The sequence below is a fragment of the Chitinophaga sp. ARDCPP14 genome (assembly GCF_051362515.1).
GTDB lineage: Bacteria > Bacteroidota > Bacteroidia > Chitinophagales > Chitinophagaceae > Chitinophaga.
In genome coordinates, this window is record NZ_JBKIXB010000008.1 from 138,764 (window position 1) to 159,838 (window position 21,075).

Consider the following 21,075-nt stretch of genomic DNA (forward strand, 5'->3'; position numbering starts at 1 on the left):
CATTTGCTATGACAACCGTTAATGTTAACAACAGAAATGAATACGCATTAATTACCGGCGCTACCAGCGGTATTGGTTATGAACTGGCTAAACTACTGGCGGCAGACAGTTACAATCTCATCCTCGTGGCACGGAACCCCGACCGGCTGCAGGAAGTAACGGATGAACTGAAAGCGGCCTATGGGGTGGAAGTAACGCCCATTACAAAAGACCTGTTCATGCCATCTGCAGCGGCTGAAATTTATGCGGAAACAAAAGACATGGGTATCAGCATCGATGTGCTGGTAAATGACGCAGGACAGGGAGAATGGGGGCCTTTCCTAGAAACTGACCTGAACAGGGATATTGATATCATCCAGTTAAACATCATTGCGTTAATGTCGCTCACCAAATTTTACCTGAGAGACATGCATAAACGGAACATGGGCCGCATCCTGCTGCTGGGATCAGAAGCAGGAACCACGCCGATGCCGCTGTTGTCCGTATACGCAGCCACCAAAGCCTTTGTTATTTCCTTTGGCGCCGCCCTGGCAGAAGAACTGCGTGACACCGATGTAACCGTTACGGTATTGTTGCCCGGCGCTACAGATACCGATTTCTTCCACAAGGCACACCAGGAAGACACTGTTACCTATCGTGAAAAATCCCTGGCTCCTCCGGAAGAAGTGGCGAAAGACGGCTATGATGCACTGATGAAAGGAGAACGCAAAATTATTTCCGGCTCAAAAACAAAAATGCATGTGTGGATGAGCGACCTGCTCGGAACTTCCAAAGCAGCCGCCAACGCCCGCAAACTGAACGAACCCAGTACAGAAGCCCTCGGCGAAAAGAAGCCGGGACATGCAGCTTCCCGCAAGGAACGGGAATATATTAACGAAGATAGCCGTCGCAGTGATGGTGATCTGAACCAGGACGTAAACTGATTCCATTAACTTTAAAAAGACACAACTTATGAAGGCTGCAGTATTTCACCGCCCGGGCAATATCAGCGTAGATACGGTTGACGACCCCAAACTGGAAAAAGACACAGACCTTATCCTGAAGGTAACGTCAACGGCTATATGTGGTTCCGACCTGCACATCTACGACGGCTTTTTTCCACAACCCAAACCACAGGTACTGGGACATGAATTTATGGGCATTGTGGAGGAAACAGGAAAGGCCATCACCCATTTAAAAAAAGGAGACAGGGTAGTGGTGCCCTTTCCCATTTCATGTGGCAGCTGCTATTTTTGCCAGCATAGTATGCCCGTGCATTGCGAGCACTCCAACCCCGAACACTACGGCCCGGAAGGAGATATGATGAAAGGAAAAGGCGGCGGCCTTTACGGGTATACGGATCTTTACGGCGGCTACAGCGGCGGCCAGGCAGAGTATGTGCGCGTAATGTACGGCAACATAAATCCACGCAAGGTGCCGGATCATTTATCTGACGAACAGGTATTATTCCTCACGGATATTTTTCCTACAGGCTGGTCGGCGATCGACTGGGGCCGGCTGCAGGGCGGGGAAACAGTAGCCATATTCGGCTCCGGCCCCGTAGGTCTCATGGCACAAAAGGCCGCCTGGCTGCAGGGCGCCGGCAGGGTGATTGCGGTAGATCCGCTGAACTACCGCCTCGATAAAGCCCGGCTGGTAAACAAAGTGGAAACCATCAACCCGCATGAAACAGATGCAGTGGAAGCCATTCGCGCCATGACGGGTGGCCGCGGCGCCGATGTATGCGTGGACGCCGTAGGCACAGAAGCGGAACGTTCTTTCTTTGACAAAGTGAAAGCAGTGATCAATGTAGAGAAAGGCACCGCCAAAGTAATGGAACAATGCTTTGAAGCCGTGCGCAGAGGCGGCGTGGTATCGGTAGTAGGTGTATACGGCAGTCCATATGATAATTTTCCCATTCACCGGATCTTCGACAAAGGTCTGATCCTGCAATTCGGACAGGCGCCGGTACAAAAGTATATCGATAAACTGCTCGGCCTCATAGAGCAGGAACAGGTGGTCCTGGATGATATTATAAGCCATCAGCTGCCTTTATCCGAAGCAGCACATGCTTATGATATCTTTAAACACAAAGAAGACGATTGTGTGAAAGTAATCCTGAAACCCTGATAAGTAAGGTGGCCCGTATAACATGCGGGCCACCTTATAATAAACGCTGTAATTTGTTCAGCACCGTTTTCATATTAATGCCTTTTCCCAGCAAACCTTTCAGCAGATCGCCTTCCGTCGCTATCCGCTCCGGCATATTATAAATATTAAAGTCCGACGTTTTCAAACCCTTCTTCACTTCCTCCCACCGCAAAGGCGCCGACACGGTGGCTCCCGGCTTCGGCCGCAGCGAATAAGCCACCGCCATCGTTTGTATTTGCCGGTTCTGCATAAAGTCGAGATAGATCTGTCCCTTCCTTTTGGCCGGTGTTCTCAGCACGCTGGTGTTATCCGGCAGTTGTTTGTTGGCAATATTTACAATCAGCTCGGCCAGCATCCTTGATTGCTCAAAGCTGTATTTCGCGCCCAGCGGAATAAGTATATGCATGCCCGTAGACCCCGAAGTTTTTACAAAAGAAGGCGCACCAATTTCATCTAAAATATCTTTGATCACCAACGCGGTGTCAACTACCTCGTTAAAAGAATTGGTATCAGGATCCAGGTCTATCAGGCAATAGTCCGGTTCATCAGGATGCTGTATCCTGCTGTGCCAGGGATTTAATTCAATACATCCCAGGTTAGCCATGTACAACAGTGTGGCCCTGTCTTTACAAACAAGAAATGATTTTGTTTCCCCATCCGATTCGCTGGTGTAAGGAAAAGTTGGAATCCAGTCGGCAACCTTATCTTCCACATTCTTCTGGTAAAAATTAAATCCTTTGATGCCTTCGGGAAACCTGTTGAGCGACTGTGGCCGGTCTTTCAGATAGGGTAGTATATAGTCGGCAATGGCTGCATAGTAATTGATCATATCCCGCTTGGTAATGCCTTCATCCGGCCAGTATAATTTATCAAGATTCGTAAATTTCAGCAACTTCCCGTCTACCTTCATTTCTACCTGTTTCTCATCGCCGGGTAAAAATATCCCTGTATTCTTTTTACGGGAAGGTATTTTTTTCCCGGCAGGAGGGGAAACAACTTTCACCTCTTTTTCATCTGCTGCTTTTTTATCTTCCCGTAATCCCATAAATACCGGCTGACGAAGAATGCCTTCCCGCGTTACCTCAGCAAACTTTACTTCACATACCAGCACCGGTTTTAGCCAGGTAGCCGGCATATTGGTTTGTGGCTTGGTTTTAAATGGGTGCTTTGGTGCCAGGAGCGGCTGGAACTTTGCAAAAAGTTCTTTCAGTAGTTTATCATTAAAGCCGCCACCGGTATGACCAATATATTTCAGTTCCTTTCCTTCGTACTTTCCGAGGATAATGGCCCCGAAATGCTTGCGGCTGTTCCTGCCGGCGGTATAGCCGCAGATGATGGCCTCCATCCGGTGACTGTTTTTAATTTTCAGCCAGCTCTCCGTTCTGCGGCCCATAATGTAGGTGCTGCCGGCAGCTTTGGCCATCACGCCTTCCAGCCCTTTGTCAATGGCCGCCTCATAAAATGCGGTGCCCTGCCCGCTGATATGATTGCTGTAGCGGATGATGTCATGATCCGCCGGTATGATCTCCGCCAGGATCGCTTTCCGTTCTTCCAGTGATAAGTGCGTAAGATCTTTGCCGTTATACCACGGTAAATCAAAAACGTAGTAAACAAGCTGCGCACTTTTGCCGTGCTTAAAATAATTTTGCAGCGCCTGGAAGTCGGGGTTGCCTTTTTCATCTACCGCCACAATTTCGCCATCTGTTACTGCCTTTACTTTCCATTGTTGCAGCGCTTCTGTGATCACCCTGAATTTTTCGTTGAAAGAAAGCTGGTTGCGGGAAAGCAGGTCCACCTTGCCATTGTTGAGATACCCGATGGCGCGGTAGCCATCCCATTTTATTTCATAGAGCCAGTCTTCTTTATCAAACGGTTTGGAAGTAACTGTTGCCAGCATAGGCTTCATCTCTTTGGGCATAGGAGCGGTTTTCCCTTTTTTCAACAGCGCGGTAAAATCGTCTGCTGCTGCCGGTACCGCGGCGGCCTTTTTCTTGGCGACAGTTTTAGTAACGGTGGGTTCCCGGTTGCTTTTCCATACTTTATGTGGATTTTTTGCGATCTGCTCAATGGTTTTACCGGAAATCACCGATTTGTTTTTAGCGGTAATATCCGTTTTTGAAGCGTAACGGTCTTTTACTTTCATCAGCAGCCAGGCGTTTTCTCCTCTGCCTGCGGCCTTCACCAGTGCAAAGCTGCCTTTGAGCTTTTTTCCCTTGAGCACAAATTTTAGTTTGCCGCTGTGCAATTGATGCAGGAGGTCTTTTGTTTGTTGTTTTTTATCTGCGTCATTATCGTCCGCCGGTTCATAAACGCCTTCATCCCAAACGATCACGGTGCCGGCGCCGTAGTTGCCTTCGGGAATAATACCTTCAAAGTCCTTATAGTTATACGGATGATCTTCTACCATCATGGCCAGCCGTTTTATTTCCGGGTCCATAGACGGTCCCTTGGGTACTGCCCAGCTTTTCAGCACACCCCGCATTTCCAGGCGGAAATCGTAGTGCAGGTGAGAGGCATCGTGCTTTTGTACAACAAAGTGTAGCAGCTGATCCTCACCTTTCCCGCCGGTAGGCTCAGGGGTTTTACTAAAGGTTCTTTTCTGACGGTATTTTTCCAGACTCATAGCCAACCTGTTTTGGATATTATATATAACGCTTTCAGGAGATATCCAGTTGTTCCAGTCCCTGATCTGCCGGGGTATTCAGCACCTGGCCATCGATACCATAACGGGCGCCGTGGCAGGGGCAGTCCCAGGAATGCTCTGCGTTATTCCAGCTTACATCACATTTCATATGCGTACAGGCAGGTTTCAACGCATGCAACTTACCTTCTTCATCTTTATACAAAGCTATTTTCTGATCTTCATACTCTACCACTTTGCCTTCACCGGGAGCAATACCTGCCAGCACTTCCAGCTGTTCGCCGGAAAACAATTTACCCATAAATTGTTTCACTACATCCGCATTGTGGGAAATAAACTGGCTGAATCCTGCCACAGGTTTAATCCGGTTGGGATCAAAAAGCGCTTCGTTTTTGGGCTTCTGTTCCAGCAGTATCCGCTTCAGTAATAAAGCGGCCACACTGCTGTACACCATCCCGTTTCCGCCATAGCCGGCTGCTACAAAAATATTATCCTCCACGCCGGGAAGCCGTCCGATATAAGGTAATCCATCTACCGGCTCATAATACTGTGACGACCATTGGTATTTTATTTCCTTCACTTTAAAATGTTGCCGCACATAGCTTTCCAGCCGGAGAAAACATTGCGTGGTATTTTCTTCCTGACCGGTTTTATGATCTTCCCCACCTGCAATGAGGTACTTTTGTCCGTCTACTTCCTGCGTACGGTAGTAGTGGTAAGGATCATACATATCATAGATCAGTTCATCCGGGTAACGGTCGTCTTCCAGCGTGACGGCCATTGCATAGCTGCGGTAAGGTGTGCACCGCAGGTGCAGCAGGTTGATGCCTGGCGGAATATGTGTGGCGTAAATCACCGCCCTGGCTTTAAAAGTACCGGCATTGGTGGTAACGGTAACGGTTTCGTTATTGTCCACACTGGTTACGCGGCATTGCTGCCGGATGGTACCGCCTGCTGTTTCAAAGGCGCGCGCGATGCCCTGTATATACTGCAGGGGATTGAACTTTGCCTGTTCGCCCGCTTTCATGGCTTTTGTAAAAGGAATGGATACGGGTATAGTGCCTACCGGCGTCATTTCAAGCCCCGCTTCGGCAGAGGCTTCTGCAATCTGCTCCAGCTCTTTGTCCTGTTCCTCATTTTGTGCAAACAGGATAGCATCTGCGTCACTGAATCCACACTCAATTCCCCATCTGCTGATGTTATGTTTTATCAGCGCAATGGCCTCTGAAACACTGGCATATACCTGTTGGGCGGCTTCCTTGCCAAAGTTTTTACGGATCACGGAATAAGGAACGTCCAGCAAAGTATTTAAATGTGCAGTAGTGCCGCCGGAAGTGCCATAGCCAATGTTTTCCGCTTCCAGCAGCAAACAGTTTTTGCCTTCATCCTGTAAAAGAAAGGCGGTGCTTACACCGGTAATTCCCCCGCCAATAATGATCACATCGTATAGTGTGTCCGGGTCAGCCGTTTTACTCCCTTCAAAGGGCATTGCGTGATCCTGCCAGAGGCTGATGGAATATGCATCTCTTGATATCATAGCTATTGGTTTAGTATTTAAATCACATCTAAATACTATGCCACGGTAGAGGAGGACTCCTTACATACGGCTCATGCCGCTGTTTATACTGGCATGATTTTGCCGAAATTTTAAGCAGGAACATTTGATTTTTTAATGTTTTAAAAAGACAGGTTATGGAACAGCACGATCAGAATAAGCAACCGGCACAAAAACCTTTTTCAAAAAATGACCTGTTGGGAAAACAGGAACAGTCCGAGCCGGCGGAGATCCAATCTGCGGAGGATGCGGAAGAAGAGAACACGGAAGAGATAGATGGAGAGAAAAAGGATACCAGCGGAGAACAGTAAAATTATTTTATGCAGATACAAGACCTGAAAAAATCCCGTGGCGTTAAAAATACATGGATGTTATTCATGGCTACGGTTTTATTTGCCTGCAATAATCAACAAAAGAGAGCGCCCGCGTCGGATAGCCTCGCGGCCCAGCAAAATGTGCCGGGCGATACCCTTCCGGAGCCGGATACGACTAAGTCTGTGAAAAATTTCAGTCGTGTTATCGGGTGGCCGGGAAACAAAACTCCGGTAGCGCCGAAAGGATTTACCGTCACTAAATTTGCCGATGGTCTCAAAAATCCGCGCTGGATCTATGTGGCCCCGGATGGCGATATCTTCGTGGCAGAGTCAAATGCCACCCGCGCATTTGTACAGAAAGTAGGCGATGTAGTATCCGGAAAGGCCGCATCAGAGAATGAACAGAAAAGCGCCGACCGTATCACCCTGCTGAGAGATACCAATAAAGATGGTAAACCCGACCAGCGGTTTACGTTCCTGCAAAAGCTTGACCAGCCCTTCGGGATGCTCATCCTCGGCAACAGCTTTTACGTAGCTAATACCAACGGTCTCGTACAGTTCCCCTATAAAAAAGGCGATAACAAAATTACCGCAGCCGGTAAAACCATACTGGCATTGCCGGCCGGCGGCTATAACAATCACTGGACCCGTAATGTGATCGCTACGCCGGATGGCGCAAAGCTCTATGTGTCCGTGGGCTCCGGCAGCAATGTGGCGGAGCATGGCATGGAAAACGAAAAGCGCAGGGCTAATATCCTGCAGGTCAATCCTGATGGCAGCGATGAAAAGATATATGCGGGTGGTCTCCGCAACCCCGTTGGCATGGACTGGGCGCCCGGCTCCAATACCCTGTGGACCGTGGTCAATGAACGGGATGAACTGGGCGATGAGCTGGTGCCGGACTACCTGACCGGCGTAAAGGAAGGCGGCTTTTATGGCTGGCCCTATTCTTATTTCGGTCAGCATGAAGACCCACGCCTGAAAGGAACGCAGCCTGACTCCGTAAAAAAGGCGATCGTACCTGATTTTCCGCTGGGCGCACATACGGCCTCATTAGGACTTGTTTTTTACCGCGGCAGCGCTTTCCCTGGCAAATACCAGCAAGGCGCTTTTATAGGGCAGCATGGCTCCTGGAACCGCTCACAACTGGCAGGGTATAAGGTGGTGTTTGTGCCCTTTCAAAAAGGGCAACCGTCAGGGCCTGCGGAAGACTTTCTCACCGGCTTCATCGCAGATGCAGCAACAAGCGACGTATATGGCCGGCCGGTAGGAGTGGCCGTAGCGGCAGATGGCGCCCTGCTGGTAGCAGATGATGCTGCCAACACCATCTGGCGCATAGCCGCTGAATAATTATTTTTTAACCTTTTAAAACGGAATGTTATGCCACTAAAAGACAAAACGATCGGCGGACATGGCGAAACCAGTCCGGATCTGGGAAATGACTACAGCCGCGATATTACCCGCGAAGTAACATCGGATGATACATTGAAAAATGTAGTACCCGATAAGGAAAAGAAAAAAGAAGAAAAAAAACAGGAAGAAGAAAAGCATACAAAAGACACGGATAACGTATCAGAGTAGTTACAGGTAAAGAAAAGCCCTGATTTGCCATTGGCGCATCAGGGCTTTTTCTTAGGCGGCTGCACTATTTTTCTTTGACGAAGTTTCCTGCGTTGTCAAAGAATAGTCTTTTTTTATCACTGCCTTTATGAACGCCCACTTCTATTTGTTGCTCTGTTTTATCAGGCCGGATAGTCCTTTTAATTTTGTCCGAATCAATCAGGTATCCCTTATAGTGCTGCACAATATAAGTGGATACATTTTGCGGTAACCGGGAATTGATGATCAGCTCTTTGGCTTCAATCAGGTGACCGCTTTCATCATAAGAGGCTTCCAGGTTGCCGCCTCTTTTACCGGTAATATTGAGTACATACACGTTGAAATCGCCCCTGCTTACCTCGCTGATGTTGTTTTCCGTTACTTCCCAGTTCGACTTATACGTTTTCAACGGCATTTTTAATACTTGTCTCAGGGTCATGTTGGGGAAGTTCTTTCTCAGGGAGTCCCGTACAGATTTGGGAACGGCATTGTTGTTGATCTTTTTGGCATCAACAATTACTTCCTCGTCCTGTGCGCGGAGGGTACCTGTAGTACAAAATAAAAATAGCAGCATAAATGAGAGGTGAAGTGCTTTCATGATATTTGATTTATGTGAGAAATGTGGATGGTGTCCTGGTTATTTTTTTTCAAACGATTTCAGGTTGTACGCAAGGGTAAGCATAAATGTATTGCCCTGTATCCTGTTCTGTGCGCCCATTTCAGCTACCCAGCGCAGGTTGAATAACATCCGGATGTGCGGTGCATAATAACTGCCTTCCAGGCCGGCGCCAAAGATCTGGTCTTTGTCGGGGTCCAATGCATAGCTGCCCGCCAGCGGAATTTTATCTGTAGTGGTTTTGAATTGCATATAATACACTACGCCCGCATTGATAATACGTGGAACCGGACCGGCAGCGGCTTTTTTATACCATGTTTTTCCCAAGCCGCCTTCAATACTGAGGTTATCGCCTGTTTTAACATCGGAATCTTTCTTTTCGGAGTTGAATGCGTAGGACAATAACGCAGAGAAATGAATAAGCTTTGTTTTATCAAAGAAAACAGTACTGCCGGCAGAAAGCTCATTTGCCAGTTGCCCCAGCCCACTGTTATCGTCACCTCCCATTTCATACTTCCCACTGGGAAAATACAACGCATAGCCAAAAAGGAAATCGGCATGCTTCGTATGCCATCCCAGTTGCACCGGCTGAAAATAAATGTCACTGAAAGCAAAGGGCGATTTGGTAGTCGTTATAGTAGACTCCAGCCGGTTACTGGCAAACGGAAACAATACCGATCCGCCGTAGTTGGCGCCCAGTATTTTAAAATTGGTTACCCAGCTGCCGCCGATACCGGTAACAAACATATTAAGATCAAGATTGTCTGACACCACATCTCCCTTGCTGTTCTTTAATTTGGAAGCAGCATAAAAATAGGTGGGTACCAGCAATGCAAAGCCCGGAGGCGCTTGTGTACCTGATTGCAAACCGGCATCACCAAGCAAATGGTCGCCTTTTAGCTGGGCGGAAAGCGGTTGTGCAGTAATTACACATAACAGAACCAGTAAAGCAATAAGGAGAGGAATGCGCATAATCTCTTTGTTCATCATCTTGCAGAAGTTTAAGAAATGCAATAAAAGAGATGAGAGAGATTTGTATATGCCTGGAGAGGAAAAATTCTACCTGTAAATTAAGCAGATATTTTTAAAGTGCCATAAATTTTTTTATAAAAAAAGAATAGAATTGTATAACTTTTTTAAGCATCGTGATGTTAATAGAAATACAAGCTTACAACAGTTCCTTCCTCGGCATACTCCATACTTGGCAAATCATCTTCACTGTGGCAAATCCTTTGCTCCGCTGATGCAAATGAAAAAAAACACTTATGAAGAAAACTGTATTCATCCTGATGTTCTGCTGGTACGGTCACACCACTTTCGGACAAGCTGCTAATGAAGACCTGTCGGTTATTCAAACAGTATTTGGTAAAGAAAAGAAAGCCGTGGTAGAACAATATATGCAACTGGAGAATAGCCAGTCAAATGCATTCTGGCAACTGTATGGCGCGTATGAGTCCAACAGGCGGGAACTTTCCCGTGAGCGGCTGGTCATCCTGAACGATTATGCAAAAGCATATAACCAGCTGGATGACAAAACAGCCCTGTCACTCGCCAACAGAACTATTACAAATGATATGGCCTACGATAAATTCCACAAACGATACCTGAAAAAATTTACGAAGATCATTGGCGGAAAGAATGCAGTTAAATTCTTTCAGCTGGAACTTTATTTCCAGAACGCTGTAAGGTCCTTTATCCTTGATGAAGTACCTTTTATAGATGAACTGGAAAAGAGTAAAAAGTCTACACGTAGTTAATATACAGCCATCACGAAGTAACCTAAGCATGTCAAAGCAACGGATGGCCGGTCAGCAACTTAGGAACAGTTGCCATCGCCTGAGATAATTAATCAACAATACAGGCAGAGCCGGTCCGGAAGATCACGGATGGTAGTGGGGTTGTATAAATCGTGCAGGCTCCGGGCCGACACTCTGCCCATTTTTAACACAGATCAGATATTTAAACGGTATATAAAATGATTATTTCATCACGATATAAGCTCTTTACAACCCGCCATCGTGATTCATTCCTGTACGGTTTCTCAATAGTACACTAGCGTGGAATCTACAGGCGATGAAGATTGCGGGGTGTTCTCACCCTGCATGTTTTTTTAAATACCGGTTAATGTATGGATATCACTTTTATACCTGAGTAATTATAATAGTTTAACGGTTGAGTGAATGAAAACGGCAGGGAATTTTTCCCCTGCCGTTATTTTTATGTTTATATAAGAAGAAGATCAGTAATAATAAAAAGGCTGCGTCTTAGACAAGACACAGCCGTTCCTAAGCATAAACAAATTAGCAATCATCAATTCTTAAGTATCATTATAAGCTTTTTAGTTGTTCAGGAATAATCCGATATTGAAGTTGAAGCTCTTAAGATTGTCGTTTTGAAACAGGTCATTTTTATTGGTCGCATAAGAATAAGCTGCGCCCAGTAAAATGCCCCAGTTGCCACCGTTAGGACGTATCAGCACACCTATTTCAGGGCGTACGGCAAATCCCCAGTTGTTTTGCGTATCCTCAAATATATTGTAGTAAATATTCTGCTCTGCATACTGCGTACCTATACCCAGTCCCACATAAGGCATCGCTTTTTTACCATAGTTAAAGTAGTAATGCGCAGTAGCCATAATAGGTACGGTATAAATCACCCGGTCCATGTCTGTTGTGATAGCCGAATTACCGTCCTTGTAAGTGATCGTTTGTGTGGGGATATATTGCTCGAAAGAATTCCAGCTTACGGCAACACCAAATGACACCGGCGCCTGCTTCAGAAAATAACGGTACTCCGCTTTGCCGCCGGCAAAACTGGTTTTGTCGAGGAACTCGTTGTTGGTGGGAATTGCTATTTCCCAGGATAAACCAAACAGGTTATTGATCCTGCCCTGGGCAAAGCTGCTCCCGGCACCCAGCGTAAACAATAATCCCAGTATAATATACTTTTTCATAATTTTCTTTTTAATGGTAAAACTATTGGGCACTCAGGTAAGGCGACTGGGCAAATGCCTGATCAATACCATCCAGCGCACGTTGCAGGTTGGTGGATGCGGAACTGCCTAAGGCGCCGTTCAGGTTCATCGTCCACGCAACATCCAGCTTCTGGTTAGCCTGCGCATTTTTTACATCAATGATCTCTGCTATTACACTGCCGGTAGTAACAGAGTAGGTAGTGGCCCATGGGTAATAATAAGGGTAATACCAACCCCAGTCCCAGGGATCCCAATAGCCCGGATATCCCCACCAGTAACCAGGATAAACAATACCCACGGTTACATCTTTCACAGCTACGGTATTAATGCCGAGATCCGGGTTCCTGTTTCGGCCTACATAAGTATAACCTCTTGCTTCCATGTTCTTCCTGATCTGTGCTACCAGCGACTTTGCAGTATTGTCCGTGAGGATACTGTCTTTTGGATTGGAGCTGATATAAGCAACGGTATCTGAAATGTAGAACGTTTTATAAGTATTGAACTGAGCAGCCGGGTCCTTGTCCGTTTGCACAACAAAGTTGCCCGAAAGATCTGATAGATCCGGCTCTTTGCGGCAAGCCGAAAGTATTACCAGCGCAGTTAACAGTAGATAATTAAATCTTTTCATTGCGGTTATTTTTGAGTCATTACAATAACTATCCCTTCGGATGTTGTTGATCCGTTACCTGTAGAAATACCTGCTATCGTTGTGTGCACAGGTATGCCACTGTAATTATGGTCCCTGATGGATGGAAGAAGTAAAGGTATTTGCATTCATAGTTATGCTTTGAGTTGTGAAAAATACATCAGTCATTTTTTTATCCGGAAGAATGGTCGATACGTTACCGTATCTTATCCTTTAGGATAAAAGCCCGTGTTCTACAGATGGCCATAACGGCTACACCCTGATTAAGGCGATGCTTGATGATGCTACATAACTATGCTTAGGGATAATGCTACTTATTGCTTTGAACTCGTTCCGTCATTCTTTTCGATGGTTAAGTGCATTTAGTAATCTGGTTAGTGCCTTTGGTAATTTCGTTAATAGTACTTTGGTGACAGTACTTCCACTCTAACTAACATTGCGAATCGCGGAAATGTTCAAACATATTGATTTTTATTTTTTAGAAATAATTTCGGTGATTTGGATACCCATAGAAACAGTAGCAGTAACAGAATTGTTTAGTTGATGTTTAATATTTTTATTTTTTGGCAGATATAAAAGAAGCGATTATCTTGCAGCTGTTACCTCGTTTATTTTTCTCCTGAGCATTCCGCATAACAGCAACTCATCTTCCTTTTTAATTAGTGTTTATTTACAGTAATGATTCCATTCCGTAGGTGGCTGATTGCCTTGTATTATCGATTGGGTGGGCATTACAGGTAAATCTGAAAATACTTCTTTTTTCGTAACGTGGAATTTAAAAGGTACACATGCGGCGTGTTCACACGCTGCATTATTTTTCTCTCTTTGCGGATTTTCCCGGGCATAAGCGATACATCATCTTACCGTATGTTCCTACAAATGAGTCATCATTTTCCGGACATGAAAAGCTTTTTTCTTTTAACATAAAACGAAAGCAAAAGCATATGATGTTACACCGCATATTTTTATTGATGTCCTGCCTTTGCGGCCTCGCCTTTTCTGCAACTGCGCAGCAATGGCCGTATCATATTACTACTCAGCAAGGTACCATCGTGGTGTATCAGCCACAGCCGCAATCATTCAGTAACAATAACCTGTCGGCCATCGCAGCCGTGTCCTTTCAGAAAGCCGGCGCAGACCCGGTGTTTGGCGCTGCATGGCTGGATGCAAAAGTGGAAACAAACAGGGATACCCGCATCGTTACCATGCAGGAACTGAAAGTGGCAAACGTGAAGTTTCCAGGTAATGCAGATACCACAAAAGTGTTACAACTAAAACATTTATTGGAACAGGAATTACCAAAGCATGATCTCCACGTAACACTGGACGAGCTGCTGAGCGAACTCGCTGAAAACAATCCAGGCGCCGCTGCCGATGCCGCACTGAAAAATGATCCGCCAAAGATCATCTTCAAAGAACAAAATTCTTTACTCGTTACCATCGACGGAGAACCGAAAACCCAACCCGATAAAACACTGGGAATGTTGCGTGTAATAAATTCCCCATTCCTGATAGTGCAGGAGAAAAATGGTCGCCCGTATTATTTGTTTATAGGAGGGAGATGGTTTAGCGCATCGCACCCCACCAGCAACTGGACCTTTGCCAGGAACCCGCCATCCGCTATACAGAAAGCAGGGCAAAAAATAACGGCTGATAATAAGGAAACGCCCATCCCGCTGGACTCACTACCACAGATTGTAGTCAGCACCGTACCCGCAGAACTGCTGCAAAGCAACGGTACGCCCGACTTTGCACCCGTTGCCGGTACCTCGCTGCTGTACATGAGTAATTCTCCCGATAATATCTTTATGCAGATCTCCACACAGGAGTATTATATCCTCCTGTCCGGTCGCTGGTACCTGTCGCGCAGCCTGCAAGGCCCCTGGGATTATGTGGCGCCGGACAACCTGCCAAAAGACTTTGCCAAAATACCGGAAGGCACCAAGAAAGATATTGTACTCGCCAGCGTGCCCGGAACACCCGCTGCAAAGGAAGCCGTGATGGATGCACAGGTACCGCAAACGGCCAAAGTAGACCGGAAGAAGGCCACAACTACCGTTACCTATGATGGCGCGCCAAAGTTCTCCGCGGTGTCAAATACGGGCCTGGAATACGCAGTTAATACGGCGTCTACCGTTCTGAAGGAAGGGAATACTTATTATGTGGTGGACAAGGGCGTATGGTTTACAGGCAACACCCCGAACGGTCCCTGGACCGCTGCTACCAGCAGACCTGCAGACGTGGACAAAATACCCGCCAGCTCCCCGGTGTACAATGTGAAATATGTGTATGTATACGACGTAACCCCTGAGGTAATTTACATGGGGTATACACCAGGCTATACCGGCTGCTATGTGATGGGGCCTACAGTGGTATACGGCACGGGCTACGCGTATGCACCCTGGTATGGCAGTATGTATTATCCCCGACCCGTTACCTGGGGATTCGGCATGTCGTATAATCCCTGGACCGGCTGGAGCATTGGCTTCGGCGTAAGCGTAGGATTCTTTCATTTCGGTATCGGCTACAACTTTGGCGGCGGCTGGTGGGGACCACCCATTTACCGGCCCCCGTTCTTTTATCCTTACCCGCATGTATATGGTCGCGGACCGGTAGTGATCAATAACATCCACGTCAATAACTTTTACAATCATACCAACAATATTTATAACCACCGCACCGATGTGGTAACAAGAGACCGGAACCTTTCCGGCGCTACACAAGGCCGCATTTCCCGCGCTACCCAGGGCAATTTATCAGGGGCCACCCAGGGAGCAGTATCCCGCGCGAGGAACGGCAACTTATCCGGCGCTACTCAACACCCCCATATCCAGGCCGACCGGAACGGGAACGTATTTCAAAGAAATAATGCCGGCAGCTGGCAGCAAAGGGAAGGCAATCAGTGGCGACCCGCTTCCGATGGCGCAGGCAGACAGCAAATGGAGCACCAGTTCCAGCAAAGACAACGCGGCTGGCAGCACAACGAAAACTTCCGGCAATCGTTCCAACGCCCGCAAGGCAACTTCCGCTCCGGCGGATTTCAAAGAAGACATTAACTCTAAAAACGTAGTATATGAGAACACTGATTTCCTGGTTGCTGATGATGAGCATCACGTATAGTGTTACTGCCCAGACCGCTACCGTAGTAAGTAATAACATTGTGGAAGATGACCTGGTTACAACCATCTTCGGGAAAAACAGGCTTTCCCTGCTGGCCGATAACCTGAAGATCTCCCGGCTGGAAGAAAGAGCGTTTGAAGAAGCCCTGCTGGAATATGAAACAGAGAAAAGTCCCTGGCTGTCGGAAAGGATTGCGCTGCTGAAAATGTATAATGAAGAATTCACCTCGCTCGACAATGCAAAACTAAATAGCCTTACCAAACAAATGATCAACAACGATCTTGAGTTTGGCCGGCTGCAGATGCGCTACTTCCGCAAAATGAATAAGGTGCTGGGCGCCACCCGCGCAGCCAAATTCTTTCAACTGGATAACTATATAGAGCAATCTACCCGGGTGTATCTGCAACGGCAACTGCCGTTTATCAAAGAGCTGGAATCAGACAAGGCAGGAACGGTGCAACATTTAAAAAGTCTCACCCGCAGGTAACGGGCATTGTCCGGCTAAAATGAAAGGCATGCATACAACATCTTCCTTCATAAAAATCAAATGGCTGATCTTCCTCTGGCTGGTGGCAGGAATTTCCCTGTCCGCAAGGGCGCAGGACTCTCTTTCAAAAAAAATGAAACCACCCAAAAAAAAGATCAGCCTCCACGATTCATTGGATCATGCCATTGATTTCAGCGATTTTATGATCGATGCAAATGGATTCATCCCCATTCCCATCCTGATCACAGAACCGGCCATCGGCATCGGTGGCGCTATCGCCCCCGTACTCCTGAGAAAAAGACAACAGCCGGCCAGTTACAAAAAGCATAAGAACATGGCCGCTATCCCCCCGGATATAACAGGCGGATTCGCTTTTTATACGGCCAATAAAAGCTGGGGCGCCGGCGCTGGCAGAAGTGGTACCATCATTCCCTGGGGAATGCGTTATAAAGCATTTGCCGCTTATATTAATTTGAACATGGACTTCTACAAAACACTCCCCGTAAAAGGAGAAACAGAGTTCGGCGTTAACCTGAAAAGTATCCCGGTTTTTCTGCAGGTACAGAAACAACTCGGCTTCTCCAACTGGCACGCGGGCATACGGTACATGTTTATCAAAACGACCGCGAAACTGGAAAAGTCCATCCTGCCGGATTCATTATTCAAACCAAAGGAAATGGATAACCTCAGCAGCATTGCGGGAGTACTGGTGGAATATGATAAAAGGGACAATGAGTTTACACCCGGTAAAGGCACCAAGATGCATGTAGGCGCTAATTTCTCCAGCCATATTTTCGGAAGTGATTTCGATTATACCAACATAGAAGCATACGCTTACCACTACATTCCCATCGGCAATAAAAAGAAATGGGTATGCGGCCTCCGGGCGGATATGCAGCAGGTGTTCGGCGACATCCCTTTCTATTTTAAACCATCCATCGATTTAAGAGGCATTCCCAAAGGGCGCTACCAGGGAAACGTAAACATGCTCATAGAAACAGAGCAGCGCTGGAATATTGTGAGGCGATGGAGCGCCGTATTCTTTACCGGCGTGGGCAAAGCGTTCGACGAATATGCAGATTTCGGATCGGCCTCCTGGGATTACAGCTATGGTACCGGTTTCAGGTACCTGCTGGCGCGAAAATTCGGCGTGTACATGGGCGCGGATATCGCCCGGGGACCGGAACAATGGGGCTTTTATATACAGTTTGGCAGCGCATGGTTGAAATGACCGCTTAAATTTTTTATATGTCTTACCTGAAAAAATACAGCCTCGTAGTATTCCTGCTATTAATAGGAGGGCAGACCCTGAAAGGCCAGGCACTGATCGCATTACTGTTTGGAAAAAAAATCACAAACGACCGCCTGAAGCTGGGAATTATACTGGGCGCCTCTTCCAGCTGGCTGGAAAATGCCACCGGGCAACGCCCCCGCGTCGGGTTCGCTATCGGCGCCTATACCAGTTATGATCTCAACGACAAATGGCAGGTGGTGATGGATATCGTGATGAAATCACCCAAAGGCGCAAAAGACATCCGGTACGAAAATACATTTATCACCCCCGATGATCCGCAGCTGATTGGAACGGAAATAGACCGCAACATTACTTACCTCACCGTGGCGCCGCTGATCCGCTATAAGTTCAGTCCCTCCTTCGGAATAGCGATAGGACCACACCTGGGCGCAAGGACAAACGCAAAGGACATCTATCAGAAATCAATGGACCAGGGCGATCTTTCGTATCGGTATAACAGCAAAGACCATACGCACCTCGCCGATGCAGGCGCCACCTTCGATGTGCAGTACGTACTAATGAAAGGCAAAGGTCTGCGGCTGAATGCACAATTCAACCTCGGGTTCGTGAATGCTTATAAAGATACTGACATGAGCGCATATAACAGGCAGGTACTGCTGGCGGTTGGAATACCCATTGGTGGTGGCAATAAATCAGGAACGAAATAAAACATCTCATATGCTAAACAACATCGTAGGACTGATCTTACTGGTATTGATCTTTCAGGGTTGCAAACCTAAAGAGGATCATGTACCCACCGATAAAGAAATTAATGACGCATATACGTATATGCTTGGTCGTTATATAGTACTAAGACAGGAGAACAACGACATCAATGTAGAAAAAGTGGGCTATAATAAGATCAAATATAATCCGCTTGGCTCTGCACAGTTCGTAAATCCGAACATGGATGTTGCCTACCTGGAATGTTGGCTGGCGGTGGATAGCAGTCATGCTGTAATTTTAAATGTACCGGAAGTAAAAGACCGTTACTATACCGCTCAGCTGCTCGATGGCTGGGGAGAAGTAATCACCAATATCAATGAACGCAATTATCCGGATCACCCTTTCGGAAAGTTTGCACTGGTGATTAAAGGCACCAATCCCCCAAACATTGGTGATGCGGTAAAGATAGAACTCCCTTCTGCCAAAGCAAAAATGCTGGCAAGGGTGGAACTTAAAGGCTCCCCCCAGGAAGCCGTAAAGCTGCAACAGGCATTCACACTTAACGTACCGGAAGGTATTAAAATTGATCCGCCGGTAAAAGTACCGGAATTTACCAACGCTAAACTGATAGGCGCAGCCATCTTTGATAAGCCGGATGCCATATTGAATTCTTATCCGGATCCAATGCCGGAAGCTGCCAGGTATCAGGCACTCACAAAAAGGGTAGCAGCGTATATGCTTACGAGTGACTCTGCTGCTGCACATGTGGAAGAAGTTGTGCAAAAACAGGCCATTCCGGCTTTCATGGAAGGTGCTAAAGGATTTGGTACCCAAAAAGGTGGCTGGTCAGTGTCTTACGTGGCAGGTAAATTCGGCAACGATATCATGGCCCGCGATATAATCAACTACGGCGGCCTGTGGGCCAACGTAATCACAGAAGCAATTTATTTCGTGGGGCTCACGGATAGCGGTAAACAATTGCTGCATGGCGATAATGTATATGAAATTCGTTTCCCAAAAGGGGAGTGGCCCGATGCTGCTGTGAATGCGTTTTGGTCGGTAACATTATACAGCGTACCGGATTATCATGTAGTTAACAATAGTTTAATGCGCTACAGCATCAACAATGTATCCGGCCTCAAACCCAATCCTGATGGATCAAAAAGTATCTGGCTCGGATCAACAAAACCACCTGGTAGTGATGACGTCAACTGGCTGCCCACACCTGCAGGGAAAGGTTTTGCACTCACGTTCAGAATGTATGTATCCAAACCCGAAGTACTCGACGGAAAATGGTTCCCGGCGCCAATACAAAAAAAATAAACAAAAAGAAACATTCTGGTGTTTATAACACAAAGATCCCCTTCTTAAGTATAAACCAAATTGCATCATCTCATCTTTTTATTCCATGCTATGGGTAACCCTGTTTTATCCCATGCGACGGAGATTTTGTGTACTTAAACAAAGGTTTATATGAAACGCTTCCCAATCTTTAACCGGCTACTTTTTGGTGTAGGCCTGTTTTCAGCGATGCTCTCGTTCCAGGATGCATCTGCGCAGAAGAAACCAAATATCCTCGTCATCTTCGGCGATGATATCGGGTTCTGGAACCTCAGCTGCTGGAACCGTGGTATGATGGGATTTAAAACCCCTAACATCGACCGTATTGCCACCGAAGGAGCCATGTTTACGGATTATTATGGCCAGCAAAGCTGCACCGCAGGAAGGGCCGCATTTATTACCGGCCAATGTCCTTTCCGTACCGGGTTAACTAAAGTAGGTTTACCCGGCGCCGATGTGGGATTGCAGAAAGAAGATCCTACCATTGCTGAGTTTCTGAAACCTTTGGGATATGCTACGGGCCAGTTCGGGAAGAATCACCTGGGCGATAAAGATAAATTCCTGCCTACGGCACACGGCTTTGATGAATTCTTTGGCAACCTGTATCACCTGAACGCAGAAGAAGAACCGGAAAATAAGGATTATCCGAAAGATCCTGCCTTCAAGAAAAAATTCGGTCCACGCGGCGTACTTAAATCTACTGCCGATGGTAAAATAGAAGATACCGGTCCGTTAACCAAGAAGCGGATGGAAACAGTTGATCAGGAATTCCTGGCCGCTGCCGTTGATTTTATGAAGCGGCAGAAGGACGCCTCAAAACCCTTCTTTGTTTGGTTTAACTCTACCCGTATGCACGTAAATACCCACCTGAAGCCATCTTCCGATGGTCGAACCGGTTTGGGTTTACAGGCCGACGGTATGGTGGAACACGACGATATGGTGGGAGACCTGCTGAAGTTTCTCGACGATAATGGGCTCACAGAAAATACCATCGTTATTTACTCTACTGATAACGGCGCCATGAAATTAGAATGGCCCGACGGCGGCGCTTCTCCTTTCAAAGGTGAAAAAGACATGAACTGGGAAGGCGCTTTCCGTGTTCCATGCGTGGTTCGCTGGCCCGGTCATATTAAACCCGGTACCGTGTTTAATGATATCTTCTCTGCAGAAGACTGGTTGCCTACACTCGTAGCCGCCGCCGGTGGAGAAGCAGATCTGCCGGCTAAAGTACGGAATGGCTTCTCCGCAGGAAGTAAAAACTTCCGCGTACACCTCGATGGCTATAACATGGTGCCCTACCTCACCGGCCAGGTGAAAGAAGGCCCCCGTACCCAGTTCTTTTATTTCAGTGATGATGGCGACCTGATGGCTTACCGGAAAGATCGCTGGAAGTTTAACTACATGCTGCAGGAAGCAAAAGGAATGAAGGTATGGCGTGAACCAATGGATAATTTGCGCGCGCCTGTATTGGAGGACCTGAGAGCTGATCCATTTGAGTATGCATATGATCACGCATCGAACTATTATGAAAAATGGTTTATGGACCACGCCTTCCTGGTTTTACCATCAGCAGAAGAAGTGGGCGCTTACCTCGCTACCTACAAGCAATTTCCACCCCGGCAACGGCCAGCCTCTTTCAATGTAGAGGAGTTTACCAATGCGTTGAAGGCCGGTACAAAATAAGTGTGTTGT

Annotated in this window: 18 protein-coding genes; 12 read left to right on the forward strand and 6 right to left on the reverse strand. The window is 47.0% G+C overall.

Features of this window, described 5'->3' with window-relative positions:
- Positions 1–8 precede the first annotated feature (8 nt).
- Both ACLHR0_RS21845 and ACLHR0_RS21850 read left to right on the forward strand, forming a co-directional pair.
- Positions 9–923 carry an SDR family NAD(P)-dependent oxidoreductase gene (locus ACLHR0_RS21845; RefSeq protein ID WP_436489475.1) on the forward strand — a complete coding sequence of 305 codons (915 nt, stop codon included), beginning with the start codon at positions 9–11 and terminating at the stop codon, positions 921–923.
- Positions 924–951: 28 nt separating this feature from the next.
- Positions 952–2,109, forward strand: a complete 1,158-nt coding sequence (locus ACLHR0_RS21850; RefSeq protein ID WP_436489477.1) for an alcohol dehydrogenase catalytic domain-containing protein — start codon at positions 952–954, stop codon at positions 2,107–2,109.
- A gap of 34 nt (positions 2,110–2,143) precedes the next feature.
- Here the strand turns inward: ACLHR0_RS21850 and ligD are convergent, their stop codons facing one another.
- Positions 2,144–4,753 carry a DNA ligase D gene (gene ligD / locus ACLHR0_RS21855; RefSeq protein WP_436489479.1) on the reverse strand — a complete coding sequence of 870 codons (2,610 nt, stop codon included), beginning with the start codon at positions 4,751–4,753 and terminating at the stop codon, positions 2,144–2,146.
- 34 nt (positions 4,754–4,787) lie between these two features.
- Positions 4,788–6,308, reverse strand: coding sequence for an FAD-dependent oxidoreductase (locus ACLHR0_RS21860; RefSeq protein WP_436489480.1), 1,521 nt, complete (start codon positions 6,306–6,308; stop codon positions 4,788–4,790).
- Positions 6,309–6,463: 155 nt separating this feature from the next.
- Between ACLHR0_RS21860 and ACLHR0_RS21865 the strand changes: the two genes are divergently transcribed.
- The 3 genes from ACLHR0_RS21865 to ACLHR0_RS21875 are packed head-to-tail and all read left to right on the forward strand — an operon-like array spanning position 6,464 to position 8,221.
- Positions 6,464–6,637, forward strand: a complete 174-nt coding sequence (locus ACLHR0_RS21865; protein WP_436489481.1) for a hypothetical protein — start codon at positions 6,464–6,466, stop codon at positions 6,635–6,637.
- 9 nt (positions 6,638–6,646) lie between these two features.
- Positions 6,647–7,990 carry a PQQ-dependent sugar dehydrogenase gene (locus ACLHR0_RS21870; RefSeq protein WP_436489483.1) on the forward strand — a complete coding sequence of 448 codons (1,344 nt, stop codon included), beginning with the start codon at positions 6,647–6,649 and terminating at the stop codon, positions 7,988–7,990.
- A gap of 30 nt (positions 7,991–8,020) precedes the next feature.
- On the forward strand, positions 8,021–8,221 hold the full coding sequence (locus tag ACLHR0_RS21875) for a hypothetical protein (protein ID WP_370911550.1): 201 nt from the start codon (positions 8,021–8,023) through the stop codon (positions 8,219–8,221).
- A 64-nt stretch (positions 8,222–8,285) separates the two neighbouring features.
- On the opposite strand, the gene ACLHR0_RS21880 is transcribed toward ACLHR0_RS21875, so the two are convergent.
- Positions 8,286–8,837 (reverse strand): hypothetical protein, encoded by a 552-nt coding sequence (locus tag ACLHR0_RS21880; RefSeq protein WP_436489485.1) that lies wholly within the window; start codon positions 8,835–8,837, stop codon positions 8,286–8,288.
- Between the two features lie 39 nt (positions 8,838–8,876).
- Positions 8,877–9,845 carry a SphA family protein gene (locus ACLHR0_RS21885; RefSeq protein ID WP_436489487.1) on the reverse strand — a complete coding sequence of 323 codons (969 nt, stop codon included), beginning with the start codon at positions 9,843–9,845 and terminating at the stop codon, positions 8,877–8,879.
- 275 nt (positions 9,846–10,120) lie between these two features.
- Between ACLHR0_RS21885 and ACLHR0_RS21890 the strand changes: the two genes are divergently transcribed.
- The gene (locus ACLHR0_RS21890; protein ID WP_436489489.1) at positions 10,121–10,612 is read left to right on the forward strand and encodes a hypothetical protein; all 492 of its coding nucleotides are present in this window, start codon (positions 10,121–10,123) and stop codon (positions 10,610–10,612) included.
- A 581-nt stretch (positions 10,613–11,193) separates the two neighbouring features.
- Here the strand turns inward: ACLHR0_RS21890 and ACLHR0_RS21895 are convergent.
- Both ACLHR0_RS21895 and ACLHR0_RS21900 read right to left on the reverse strand, forming a co-directional pair.
- Positions 11,194–11,808: an outer membrane beta-barrel protein gene (locus ACLHR0_RS21895; protein WP_436489491.1), complete on the reverse strand. Its 615-nt coding sequence runs from the start codon at positions 11,806–11,808 to the stop codon at positions 11,194–11,196.
- Positions 11,809–11,830: 22 nt separating this feature from the next.
- Entirely contained in the window at positions 11,831–12,457 is a 627-nt protein-coding gene (locus tag ACLHR0_RS21900) for a DUF4136 domain-containing protein (protein ID WP_436489493.1), read from the reverse strand.
- Positions 12,458–13,419: 962 nt separating this feature from the next.
- On the opposite strand from ACLHR0_RS21900, the gene ACLHR0_RS21905 reads away from it, so the two are divergent.
- The 6 genes from ACLHR0_RS21905 to ACLHR0_RS21930 all read left to right on the forward strand — a co-directional run bounded on the left by ACLHR0_RS21905 (position 13,420) and on the right by ACLHR0_RS21930 (position 21,066).
- The gene (locus ACLHR0_RS21905) at positions 13,420–15,531 is read left to right on the forward strand and encodes a hypothetical protein (protein WP_436489495.1); all 2,112 of its coding nucleotides are present in this window, start codon (positions 13,420–13,422) and stop codon (positions 15,529–15,531) included.
- A gap of 17 nt (positions 15,532–15,548) precedes the next feature.
- Positions 15,549–16,082 carry a hypothetical protein gene (locus tag ACLHR0_RS21910; protein ID WP_436489497.1) on the forward strand — a complete coding sequence of 178 codons (534 nt, stop codon included), beginning with the start codon at positions 15,549–15,551 and terminating at the stop codon, positions 16,080–16,082.
- A 28-nt stretch (positions 16,083–16,110) separates the two neighbouring features.
- Positions 16,111–17,313: a BamA/TamA family outer membrane protein gene (locus ACLHR0_RS21915; RefSeq protein ID WP_436489498.1), complete on the forward strand. Its 1,203-nt coding sequence runs from the start codon at positions 16,111–16,113 to the stop codon at positions 17,311–17,313.
- Between the two features lie 17 nt (positions 17,314–17,330).
- Positions 17,331–18,044 (forward strand): outer membrane beta-barrel protein, encoded by a 714-nt coding sequence (locus ACLHR0_RS21920; protein ID WP_436489500.1) that lies wholly within the window; start codon positions 17,331–17,333, stop codon positions 18,042–18,044.
- A 10-nt stretch (positions 18,045–18,054) separates the two neighbouring features.
- Positions 18,055–19,365, forward strand: a complete 1,311-nt coding sequence (locus ACLHR0_RS21925) for a DUF1214 domain-containing protein (RefSeq protein ID WP_436489501.1) — start codon at positions 18,055–18,057, stop codon at positions 19,363–19,365.
- A 150-nt stretch (positions 19,366–19,515) separates the two neighbouring features.
- Positions 19,516–21,066 carry an arylsulfatase gene (locus tag ACLHR0_RS21930; RefSeq protein WP_370912859.1) on the forward strand — a complete coding sequence of 517 codons (1,551 nt, stop codon included), beginning with the start codon at positions 19,516–19,518 and terminating at the stop codon, positions 21,064–21,066.
- The last annotated feature ends 9 nt before the right edge of the window (positions 21,067–21,075 follow it).

What these genes read in the sequence shown, in the direction of transcription:
- ACLHR0_RS21845 (WP_436489475.1), top strand. Translation starts at nt 9, where the DNA reads ATGACAACCGTTAATGTTAACAACAGAAATGAATACGCATTAATTACC.
- ACLHR0_RS21850 (WP_436489477.1), top strand. Translation starts at nt 952, where the DNA reads ATGAAGGCTGCAGTATTTCACCGCCCGGGCAATATCAGCGTAGATACG.
- ligD (WP_436489479.1), bottom strand. Translation starts at nt 4,753, where the DNA reads ATGAGTCTGGAAAAATACCGTCAGAAAAGAACCTTTAGTAAAACCCCT.
- ACLHR0_RS21860 (WP_436489480.1), bottom strand. Translation starts at nt 6,308, where the DNA reads ATGATATCAAGAGATGCATATTCCATCAGCCTCTGGCAGGATCACGCA.
- ACLHR0_RS21865 (WP_436489481.1), top strand. Translation starts at nt 6,464, where the DNA reads ATGGAACAGCACGATCAGAATAAGCAACCGGCACAAAAACCTTTTTCA.
- ACLHR0_RS21870 (WP_436489483.1), top strand. Translation starts at nt 6,647, where the DNA reads ATGCAGATACAAGACCTGAAAAAATCCCGTGGCGTTAAAAATACATGG.
- ACLHR0_RS21875 (WP_370911550.1), top strand. Translation starts at nt 8,021, where the DNA reads ATGCCACTAAAAGACAAAACGATCGGCGGACATGGCGAAACCAGTCCG.
- ACLHR0_RS21880 (WP_436489485.1), bottom strand. Translation starts at nt 8,837, where the DNA reads ATGAAAGCACTTCACCTCTCATTTATGCTGCTATTTTTATTTTGTACT.
- ACLHR0_RS21885 (WP_436489487.1), bottom strand. Translation starts at nt 9,845, where the DNA reads ATGATGAACAAAGAGATTATGCGCATTCCTCTCCTTATTGCTTTACTG.
- ACLHR0_RS21890 (WP_436489489.1), top strand. Translation starts at nt 10,121, where the DNA reads ATGAAGAAAACTGTATTCATCCTGATGTTCTGCTGGTACGGTCACACC.
- ACLHR0_RS21895 (WP_436489491.1), bottom strand. Translation starts at nt 11,808, where the DNA reads ATGAAAAAGTATATTATACTGGGATTATTGTTTACGCTGGGTGCCGGG.
- ACLHR0_RS21900 (WP_436489493.1), bottom strand. Translation starts at nt 12,457, where the DNA reads ATGAAAAGATTTAATTATCTACTGTTAACTGCGCTGGTAATACTTTCG.
- ACLHR0_RS21905 (WP_436489495.1), top strand. Translation starts at nt 13,420, where the DNA reads ATGATGTTACACCGCATATTTTTATTGATGTCCTGCCTTTGCGGCCTC.
- ACLHR0_RS21910 (WP_436489497.1), top strand. Translation starts at nt 15,549, where the DNA reads ATGAGAACACTGATTTCCTGGTTGCTGATGATGAGCATCACGTATAGT.
- ACLHR0_RS21915 (WP_436489498.1), top strand. Translation starts at nt 16,111, where the DNA reads ATGCATACAACATCTTCCTTCATAAAAATCAAATGGCTGATCTTCCTC.
- ACLHR0_RS21920 (WP_436489500.1), top strand. Translation starts at nt 17,331, where the DNA reads ATGTCTTACCTGAAAAAATACAGCCTCGTAGTATTCCTGCTATTAATA.
- ACLHR0_RS21925 (WP_436489501.1), top strand. Translation starts at nt 18,055, where the DNA reads ATGCTAAACAACATCGTAGGACTGATCTTACTGGTATTGATCTTTCAG.
- ACLHR0_RS21930 (WP_370912859.1), top strand. Translation starts at nt 19,516, where the DNA reads ATGAAACGCTTCCCAATCTTTAACCGGCTACTTTTTGGTGTAGGCCTG.